The organism is Kistimonas scapharcae (genome assembly GCF_039540975.1).
Classification (GTDB): domain Bacteria; phylum Pseudomonadota; class Gammaproteobacteria; order Pseudomonadales; family Endozoicomonadaceae; genus Kistimonas; species Kistimonas scapharcae.
This window is the reverse complement of record NZ_BAABFL010000366.1, coordinates 1-9950: the sequence shown is the minus strand read 5'-3', so window position 1 is coordinate 9950 and position 9950 is coordinate 1. Positions and strand designations below refer to the sequence as shown.

The window sequence follows — 9950 nt, the reverse complement described above, 5'->3', positions numbered from 1 at the left end:
AGGCTGGGTTACATGGCTGCGCGAACCTGCCCCATGCCAGCAAGGCTTCTCAAGCTGGCTGAGCCACAGTGGTAATCAGGTAGACATTTGAATATGCTAAATGTTCCTTTTTTATATTGATAAATATGGTTTTTGTTATTGTTAGGGGGGGGTATATGTTTGATTCTCAATATAAAAGTTTTTATAAGGGGCATTTTTGGAGTCTTTAAAATGGTGTTTTTGTGGGGGAGCAATGCTAGTAAAATGAATGGCGTTAGATAAATAAATGTTTTTTATATTGTTTATATAAAAAGGTTTTGGTTGGGGGAGGTATAATGGCGATGCTTGATTTTTTACTGTTAAATGAAATGGTAGACAAATAATTGGAATGTATAGTGGTGCTAGCCGTCAAATGTATTTCTGTAATGTGATATTTCACTTAAATGTGGTGAGAAGGTGAAAGATGAATGCAAGCAAGCAAGAAATAGAGGCTGGTCAAGCTGTTTATACCAATAGAATGTTGTTCGTATATGATATCCGGGTTCTTCTATTATCCAACCGTTTTGTCTGGAAATGCCCTTCACCGAGACTGGTTGCCCATTACAACCAGCATATATCCTCCAACCACCTTGATGTGGGGGTAGGCTCGGGTTATTTCCTGGATCGCTGCCGTTTTCCTGTGTCATCACCCCGGCTGGCCTTGATGGATATGAACCCCAATTCTTTAGTTTTTACCGCCAAACGGGTGGCGCGCTATTCGCCTGAGGTGTACCAGCAAAATGTTCTTGAACCCGTTCAACGTCAGATATCGCCGTTTGACTCTGTGGCGCTCAATTATCTGTTGCATTGCTTACCTGGCACTATCGCTGAGAAGGCTGTCGTGTTTGATTACCTGCAGGCTGTTATGAAGCCGGGAGAAACAGTCTTTGGTTCAACCATCCTGAACGAAAAGGGCGTGCCTAACTGGGCTGCTGTCAAATTGATGCAACATTACAACCGTCATGGCATTTTTTCTAACCTGGGTGATACGCTGGAAGAGCTAGAGCAGGCGCTAGAAAAACGTTTCAAAAATGTTGCCATTCAAACACAGGGCTGTGTGGCACTGTTTTCAGGTATGGTATGAGGGAGTGATGGGTGGGTTGGGGCTGAAGCCTTAATCTGCGGCAGGTTTTATCCCGCCTGATAGTACTGGCCTTTTTAACCGGTTTGCACATTATCCGGAACTACTGTCATGCGAGAGTGAAAGGAGCGCAAGAAACGGGTGGTTTACGGATGTATAGGTATTTATTGTCAAACCATACCCGGCATCACAGGGAAGCGGATTATGCGTTGGGCGAGTGCATTATGTCTGGTGTCTTTGGCCGCGATTTGGGGAAGTTCCTTTCTTTTCATTCGCATAAGCGTACCGGTGCTGGGTCCCGCTTTATTGATGGAGGTTCGGGCTGCTCTGGCGGCGGTGTTTTTGCTGGTGACAGCGGGTGTTCTGAAAAAATCGCTACCCCCCATCCAGAACTGGCGTCATTTCCTGATCCTTGGCTTCGTTAATTCAGCGTTACCTTTTCTCCTGTTTGCCTATGCCGTACAGATGCTGACAGCATCGTTACTGTCGGTCATTAGTGCCACGGCGCCGCTTTGGGGCGCGTTGATCGGGGCGTTATGGTATAGAAAGCCATTGATGCCGCGCCAGACGACAGGGCTGTTTCTGGGGCTTGCGGGTGTTAGTGTGCTTGTCGGGTATGATAGCGCTGCTCAGTTAGAAGGCGCATCATTCGCTTTGGTGGCAGGATTTGGGGCAGCTTCTCTTTATGGGGTGGCCAGTGTCTATGCGCAAGCAGTGACTCATATCGCGCCGTTTGATAATGCCCATGGCAGTATGTGGGCAGCGACGTTGTTGCTGTTGCCCTTGGTGCCATTCTCACCAGTCGACACTGTGCCTGATGCTCCGATCCTCCTTGCAGTGCTGATGCTGGGGGTGCTTTGTACCGGCTTTGCCTATCTCCTTTATTTTCGTCTGGTTGCCGATGTGGGGGCGTCAGCGGCATTGTCGGTAACGTTTCTGATACCGGTGTTTGGTATATTCTGGGGTTACCTCTTTCTGGGGGAGCCTGTTGGCTGGCATACCGTGTTGGGGACACTACTGGTTCTCCTCGGAACCGCACTGGTTACAGGGTTTCTGCCGCGGTTCAGGCAGGTTGTATTATCTAAGGCGGTTGATCATGAATGACAGTGCGCTGGATTCGGCAGAACAATACCAGACGATTGCGCGTGCGATTCACTATATATGTGCCAATGCTAAGCGCCAGCCAACGCTGAAAGAGATCGCAGAAGCGATGGGTTTCAGTGAATATCATCTACAACGGGTGTTTACCGCCTGGGCTGGCGTATCACCCAAACGCTTTTTGCAATACGTTACCAAGGCGCATGCACTTGAGGCACTCAGGGCGTCACAGGATGTGCTGGGTGTATCCCTGGATGCCGGGTTGTCCGGGTCGGGGCGGCTCCATGACTTGATGGTGAGTTGTGAGGCCATGTCGCCGGGTGAAATCAAAGCCTTGGGCGGGGGGCTGGTGATTGGTTTTGGTCTGGCGCCGACCCCTTTTGGGCAGGCGCTTTTGGGCTGGACACCACGGGGGATTTGTCATTTGGTTTTCTGTGACAGCGATGAATCTGTACAGATCGAATCATTGAAGTCCCGTTGGCCGGAATCTACTCTGCAGCGGGATGATCTGGCAGCCTCTCAGTTATCGGGCAGGATTTTTGCCAAGGAACTTGAACGTGGCAAGTTGCACCTGGTGATTCGTGGCACCAATTTTCAGATCAAGGTCTGGGAGGCTCTGTTGCAGGTACCATCATCCCGGGTGGTCTCTTACCGGCAACTGGCCGAATTAGCCGGTGTGCCCAAGGCCCAGCGGGCAGTCGGGAGTGCGCTGGCAGCCAATACGGTGGGTTATCTGATCCCCTGTCATCGTGTTATCAGGAGTGATGGTGAACTCGGCAGTTTCCGTTGGGGTGTGGCTCGCAAGCAGGCGATACAGACCTGGGAGGCCTGTTCTGATGGGTGAGTCTGCAACTGTGCGAGGAATAACAGGCGTTCTCTGGATGCTGGAGGGCATTACCATCAAGCGATATGGGAACGTTGGTTTTTGCTGCGTAGGTGATTAATAAGTTCACTTGTTGCAATGTTTTCTGTTGAAAGGGTTCGGCAACGTTGCATGTCTTGACTTGCCCTTTCGACATTAAGGGAATAGAAATGTTTAATATGTCGACTTCATACCTGTATCCACTATGAAACTAACGCGGCAGCAGCTCGAACAGGCGGTGTCACGGCAGATTGTCAGCCGCCAGCAAGCGGATGACCTGATCGCATTTCTGAAGCAGCAGCCTGTCACCGGGCCAGTGTTTGATTTCACGCACTTGCTTTACTACCTGGGCGGGATGATTGCGATTGGCGCCATGTCATTATTCATGAATCTGGGCTGGGAGGCGTTTGGTGGCTGGGGGATTGTCGGGATTTCACTTGCCTACGCGGTGGCTGGATGTACGCTGATGAGTATTTTCCAGCAGAAAGGGCATGTGATTCCAGCGGGTATCTGCGCTGTCTTTGTTGTGGTTCTTGTGCCTCTTTCGATTTACGGTCTGCAGTTGGCGCTGGGGTATTGGCCTGAAGGGAAAATCTATCTGCAATATCATGGTGATCTCCATTGGCATTGGTTGTCCATGGAGATGGGTGCGTTGGCTGCGGGAGCGGTGATGCTATGGCGTTACCGCTATCCTTTCCTGGTCATGCCTCTGGCGGTAACACTCTGGCTATTGCTCATGGATGCCATGGCCATGTTGACTGGTGATCGGTTTGATGGCGGGATGAGTGCGCTGGTGTCAATGTGGGGTGGACTCGTTATGGTGTTGGTGGCGCTTTGGGTCGATATACGGATTCGGCAGACCACTGACTATGCGTTCTGGCTGTATCTTTTCGGTGCTATGGCATTCTGGGTTGGTATGACCCTGCAGGATTCGAACAGTGAGCTTGGCAAATTCCTCTATTGCTGTATCAACCTGATGCTAATGGTGGTTGGTGTCACGCTGATCAGGCGGGTCTTTGTGGTATTTGGTGCCCTGGGGGTGAGTCTTTATCTGGGGCATCTGGCTTTTTCAGTTTTCAGGGACAGCTGGTTTTTCCCTGTTGCATTGACTGTGATTGGTTTGCTGGTTATCTCGCTTGGCATTTTCTGGCAGAAATACGAACAGGTGGCGAGTGTGAAGCTGAGGGCAAAATTGCCCACGCCGCTGAAAGAGCTGCTAGAGTCAAAGTTAACAATGTAAGTGTGTGTGATTGCGGCTGTATATTGGGAAAGCAGTCGCTATTGATAAGGTAAAAAAGGACTTATGAAAAGGCTGATTCTATCGCTTTTATTGATTGCCTCAGGGGGCGTGGTCATCAGTTTCTTTGCAACGCTTACCGGAGATCGTGATTTCCAGGTGCTGTTCTTTAATATTCCGTTGATCTTTACGGCACCCATCCAATTGCTGCTCAGTCATGGGAGTGACCTGCCTGTTTACGGTGTGTGTATGATTGTAGGTTTGTTAATGACAGCCTTGTTCTCTGTTTGGCTAGGGCATTGGTTTTATCGGTCAATATGGGGCAAGGGGCTTCTGTATCTCGGTGGATTGATATGGGGGGCAACGATCTATGTGGGGCTCTACTTTTACATGGAGCTGGGTGCACAGCAAGGTTCGGCCAGTTCCTGGGTACCTGTTTTTTATAAGATGATTGCCGTATAAAGCATACTGCTTGGTACATCATTGCCTTTCAATTCAAAAGATCTGCACATACACTACCGCACAATTGTAAAGGCCATGTCAGGTGGTGTGTTTCTACAGGAAGCCCGTTGCCTTCATGGTTGTCTGCGTCATTGGAATACCGTAAGGAATCCCGAAACATCATGCTAAAACACGTTGTTGTTGGTCTGTGTTCTTTTCTGCTTGTTGCCTGCTCTGCTAATCGACTTCACCCTGAAGCCTATCGGGTCGAGCTGGTTGACACTAAACCTGAAGGTTGCACTTATCTGGGAGAAGTCTATGGTAGCCAGGGCAACTGGTTTACCGGAGATTTCACCTCCAATAAAAACCTGATGGAAGGTGCCCGTAATGAGCTGCGCAATGAGGCGGCCCGGTTTGGCGGGGATGTCGTGCAGGTGCAGGATATTAGTCATACCCGGGGAAGGGATTCCCTTGGAACCACGGCGACCACTATTGTCGGTAAGGTCTACCGCTGTGGTCGCCATGAACAGCACTAAACGGGTTTAGAGTGGGCGAGTCCGTTCGATCAGTTGGGTGCAGGGAATGCCTGTAGGAAGGGTGCCGTACGCCAGTCCTTCGGGCTGCAGTCTGGCACGCAGGAAAGCGTCAGCGACCAGGGCATTGCCTGTCTGCAGCAGTAAGCTGCCCTGGAGGCAAATGGCTAGTTTTTCGACCAACCGTCGAGCCTCATAATGGAAATTGCTGGTATTGACCAAGTCTTTTTTTAAGGTTGTGATGTACTGACCCAGTTGAGGGTCAGTACCGGCGGTTTTTTCCAGTTCAGCAAAGACGGCTTCCAGAGAGTCGGGCTGACGCTGCATGGCTCGCAGGATGTCCAGGCACTGGACATTTCCACTTCCTTCCCAGATCGAATTCACCGGTGCCTCTCTGTACAGGCGTGGCAATATGGACTCTTCGACGTATCCGGCGCCGCCCAGGCACTCCTGGGCTTCATTGATGTGCCCCGGTGCCCGTTTGCAAACCCAGTATTTTCCGATGGCCGTGGCAATGCGGCAAAACAGTTGTTCCTGTTCATCATCCGGATGATCCAGGCTTTGTGCGATTCGGAGGCTGAACGCCAGGGCGGCTTCACTCTCCAGTGCCAGGTCGGCTAGCACATTCTGGATCAGTGGATGATCCGTTAGCACCTTGCCGCAGACTTGGCGGTGGCTGCAGTGATGGACAGCCTGAGCGACAGCCTGTCGCATCAAGGCGGCGGAGCCTGTAATGCAGTCAAAACGGGTCAGCGCCACCATATCGATAATGGTGGCGACCCCACGGCCTTCCTCACCAACCAGCCAGGCGTGTGCTTCGCGGAATTCCACTTCGCTGGAGGCATTGGAGCGATTCCCCAGTTTGTCTTTCAGGCGTTGAATATAAAAGCCGTTACGCTGGCCATCTTCGCGCCAGCGTGGCAGCAGAAAACAGGAAAGCCCTTTATCGGTCTGAGCCAGAACAAGGAACGCATCACTCATGGGGGCCGAGCAGAACCACTTGTGGCCGGTCAATGCATACAGCTGACCGGGGCCGCTCTGGCCAAGCGGGCGAGCGCGGGTGGTGTTGGCCCTTACGTCCGTCCCTCCCTGCTTCTCTGTCATCGCCATGCCGATGGTGACACCGGGCTTCTCGAACCAGGGTTTATTGGCTGGGTCATAGTGGCGTGCAGTGATCAGTGGCAGCCAGTGGGCAGCAATATCCGGCTGATGGCGGATGGCTGGTACAGCGGCAAACGTCATCGTCAGAGGGCAGCAGCTGCCGGCTTCCACCTGGTTGTGGAGATACATCATCGCTGCCCGGGCGACATGAGCCCCTGGTTGTGGTGTTTGCCAGGGGGATGAGGGCAGCCCGTGTTCAATGGCCGTTTGCATCAACTGATGGTAAGCGGGATGAAACGCCACCTGATCCATTCGGTGTCCGAAGCGATCATGGCTGTGGAATTGTGGCATGTTTTCGTTGGCAAGGAAGCCGGCTGAAAACAACGTATGGCCTGACAGGTATCCATAGTCGTTTAACTGGGTTTCAGCCCATTGTACAGGAGCCTGTTGCAGGGCTTCACGCAGTGCCGTGTCTGTCGTGAACAGATTGTAGGGGTCGAGTGGAGGGGGTTGATTAAATACCGTGTGGGTTTCTGCGGCATTGCAGGGGGTGTTCATGATCATGCTCCCTGTTCAGCTATCGGGTTATTGGGCTCTGTTCTACATAAAAATTGTTTGCACAAACGTGCATTCTGAACACATTATCTGCCGCGACCTGTAGATTGTCTGAATATTTATCATAAACCGCTAAATCACTGGCACTGACTGAAACATTAACACCCAACTTTAACAGTGTCGCACTGATCTATTTCAGGCTCACCTGCTGAGAGAGTGCGATCCTGTTAAAAACTGCCAACTGCGTTGTTCCTACTCCGGGATTTCACTCTTAAGGAAGAGTTTGCGCATGTACCACATGTTGTCTGATCCAAGCCACCAGTTTACAACACCGTCCTGAGTCGAGTTGACATGCTTTATACCTCCGGGATATTCAAGCAGTGGGCAGCAGGGGGAATAATATGACCTCCCAAGGTTTCCCTCATTCATGCTTTCAATACCATCAAAGACCCAGTGCCTCGCATTCTCATCATCAATACCGTCAAAAGAAGGGGTCACCGTCCATTGATTTAGTTGGTTTTTTGTTAATATGGTTTCTGTTGTTATTTCATTTCCGTCATAATACATTTCCCCTGTTACCCTGAAAGCATTATTGTGTAAGCGAAGTAACTCAGAAAATGTACCTGTCTCAGGCGATCCAAAATTGTTATCGGAGAATAACCTTACCCATTGTTTTTTGTTTTCATCATAAAAAAGTGCAATTTTTGCTGTTAGTTTAAAGAAATCATTTTCTAGAATGCTCATTGCCTCCTCTGTTTTTCCTAGATTCTTTAGTCTATTAATGGCATCATCTCTTTCTTTGGCGGTTTTCTTGAAATCATCGCCCATCATTGCGGTAACTACAATAATTCGTTCATTAATGTATAAGCTATGAATACGTCTCTGTTTTGGCATGTCAACTTTTACCCATCGTCTGGACAATCCTTTATAACCACATTTTTCATATACCCAAAACTCTTCACGCTCATTTTTCGATGATCGGATCTCCAGACTATATCCGTCTAATGAAAAAAACGGAGTGCTCCATAAATTTACTGCTGAAATCGGCTTCTGGTTCAGTACTCGCCATACGCCATTGTCTGAATCACATACAAAGACTGACAAAGCACCTCTGATACCTAATAGCGGACTATATAAAATCATCCCATTACCTAAAGGTGAAAAATTCCAGATCGTTTTATGGCTAGCATGGTAAGCATAATATCGCATTTTCGGGGTCATTAACGCTTTCCATTCAGTATCTGATTTAGCATAAACTTGTACAAATCCACCCTCATCATTATCATTATCTTTAGCCACAAGAAGCAACTGCCTGTCTGGCGACATTCTTACACTGGACTCAGGGCCAAACGTCAATTGAACTGCCTTATCAATGATATTGTCGGAATGTTCTTTATCTTTCAGAAGTAATTCGAAACCATCCTCCGTTTTAATGTAAACCCTCAAACACTGTCTTTCCTCAATCAGTTCGTTGCTAAATAATGCACGGACAAAATCTTTCCCTATGCAGGCAGGCAAATCCTGTCCCTGCGCTGAGACTACCGGTGTTGAGATCCATGCGTATTGATCGTTAAAAAGACAAAGTGTTCTTGCTTCCCTATTCTCCTGTATCAGTGTAAGCAGCATGCTTCTTGAGTCGTGTGAGAAATAACATCCTATTATTGATGTATTGCGCTCTATTAGTGTACAAGGGTTAATCATCCGCCATTGTGTCTTATTATAAAACATTTGGTATAAATGCGTTACTGGCTCATTACTCACCTCATCAATACAGGAAATAAAAAGATACTGTTTATTTTTTGATAATTTAATTTCGGTAGCATTAGTGAATGATAAGAGCACTCTTTCAATGCGTTTTTTTTTGTAGTGATTGTCTAACACTAGTTCTATACCATGGTTTGCTTCCAAGTAGGCCTGCAGGTTTTTTTTCTCACAGGTGTTTTTTTTCATTAAGGAGCTAATTAAATGAGCATCTATGATTTTGGGCGTCCCCTTTACTTCGACCTGTTCTATACGTAGCCATTCATTATCACGCCATGTGAGAAAGCTCACCTTGCTAATTACTTTTTTCGTGCTGTGAATATCCGTGTATTTAAATTCGGAATTGATACGTAAAACCTTGGAGTCATCGGAAAAAATACATTTAGTGATAGAGCCGAAGATATATTCACAAATTAAGCGAGTAGATAATAGCGTTTCTGAATGACGCAGGCTGAGGGTATCAACCCTAACTGTTGGGTTAGAAAAAAAAACAAACCGGCTGTCAGGGCTAGACCAGCTTTTAATATCACCATTTCCCCGCGCCAAGCATAAAGTACCATACTCGAGCCTGTTTACTGCATTGTCATGCTGTTCGACACGAAACTGAAGAGCGCACAAGTCTTTTCCCCTCATGTTCATTAACTCTTTCTGTCCATTAAAGTGGACAGACTGTCGAAGAGAATGCCTAATGACCGTAGACTCAACAATTTCGTAAGCTTTCAGCCATTTTCTACAAACTTGACCGAGTTGCCAACGCCGGTAGGGATCCGTGTGCAGTTGCATCAGCCCCTGTATAACCTCTAAGGGCAGTGCCTCTATATTGGTTTTTGGATCTGAGGTTACGCTATCATTTCTGGGCTGAATAGCAGGGTATGTAGCCATTAACGGCGTAGTTTTGTGCATAGCTCTCTCCATAACTGTCCTATAGTGACATTAACTTTCGAATAATGAACTTAGAGACCGCCTTGTTATTTGATAGTTCACTGATAGAGGTTTTTTGTACAATATCTGTTGCTGCTAATGCATCAATTACTCTTATTGCCGACTATGTTTAAACTAAGTGTTGTTTTTCATGAATAAAAATCTGATCTAAAGCATTATTCTGTGAAAATACGGGTCTTTAAATATTGCTTCCAACTCCGGTGACGAGATAGATATTTTGTCCCCACGAAGCCTAAGGAACCTGCGAGCAAGTGACTTTAAAGAAATGCAGTGAATGACAAATCATTAATTCACTATTATCCAGCATGAAACTGACACAGT

8 protein-coding genes are annotated in these 9950 nt (G+C 48.0%); 6 read left to right on the top strand and 2 right to left on the bottom strand.

Translation table 11 applies throughout. The features are described 5' to 3' along the window. The first annotated feature begins 442 nt into the window (after nucleotides 1–442). The 6 genes from ABD892_RS13240 to ABD892_RS13215 all read left to right on the top strand — a co-directional run bounded on the left by ABD892_RS13240 (nucleotide 443) and on the right by ABD892_RS13215 (nucleotide 5273). Complete coding sequence (locus tag ABD892_RS13240; RefSeq protein ID WP_345196244.1) at nucleotides 443–1102, top strand: class I SAM-dependent methyltransferase; 660 nt, start codon at nucleotides 443–445, stop codon at nucleotides 1100–1102. A 201-nt stretch (nucleotides 1103–1303) separates the two neighbouring features. Further along, nucleotides 1304–2203 carry a DMT family transporter gene (locus ABD892_RS13235; RefSeq protein WP_345196243.1) on the top strand — a complete coding sequence of 300 codons (900 nt, stop codon included), beginning with the start codon at nucleotides 1304–1306 and terminating at the stop codon, nucleotides 2201–2203. After that, entirely contained in the window at nucleotides 2196–3041 is an 846-nt protein-coding gene (locus ABD892_RS13230; RefSeq protein ID WP_345196241.1) for a methylated-DNA--[protein]-cysteine S-methyltransferase, read from the top strand. The genes ABD892_RS13235 and ABD892_RS13230 overlap by 8 nt, the downstream gene beginning before the upstream one ends. Before the next feature lie 223 nt (nucleotides 3042–3264). Next, on the top strand, nucleotides 3265–4299 hold the full coding sequence (locus ABD892_RS13225; RefSeq protein WP_345196240.1) for a DUF2157 domain-containing protein: 1035 nt from the start codon (nucleotides 3265–3267) through the stop codon (nucleotides 4297–4299). A gap of 63 nt (nucleotides 4300–4362) precedes the next feature. Continuing rightward, nucleotides 4363–4758 (top strand): hypothetical protein, encoded by a 396-nt coding sequence (locus ABD892_RS13220; RefSeq protein WP_345196238.1) that lies wholly within the window; start codon nucleotides 4363–4365, stop codon nucleotides 4756–4758. 107 nt (nucleotides 4759–4865) lie between these two features. After that, nucleotides 4866–5273, top strand: a complete 408-nt coding sequence (locus ABD892_RS13215) for a DUF4156 domain-containing protein (protein ID WP_345196237.1) — start codon at nucleotides 4866–4868, stop codon at nucleotides 5271–5273. Between the two features lie 6 nt (nucleotides 5274–5279). Here the strand turns inward: ABD892_RS13215 and ABD892_RS13210 are convergent, their stop codons facing one another. Next, nucleotides 5280–6929 carry an acyl-CoA dehydrogenase family protein gene (locus ABD892_RS13210; RefSeq protein WP_345196236.1) on the bottom strand — a complete coding sequence of 550 codons (1650 nt, stop codon included), beginning with the start codon at nucleotides 6927–6929 and terminating at the stop codon, nucleotides 5280–5282. 249 nt (nucleotides 6930–7178) lie between these two features. Then, on the bottom strand, nucleotides 7179–9590 hold the full coding sequence (locus tag ABD892_RS13205) for a hypothetical protein (protein ID WP_345196234.1): 2412 nt from the start codon (nucleotides 9588–9590) through the stop codon (nucleotides 7179–7181). Nucleotides 9591–9950 lie beyond the last annotated feature (360 nt).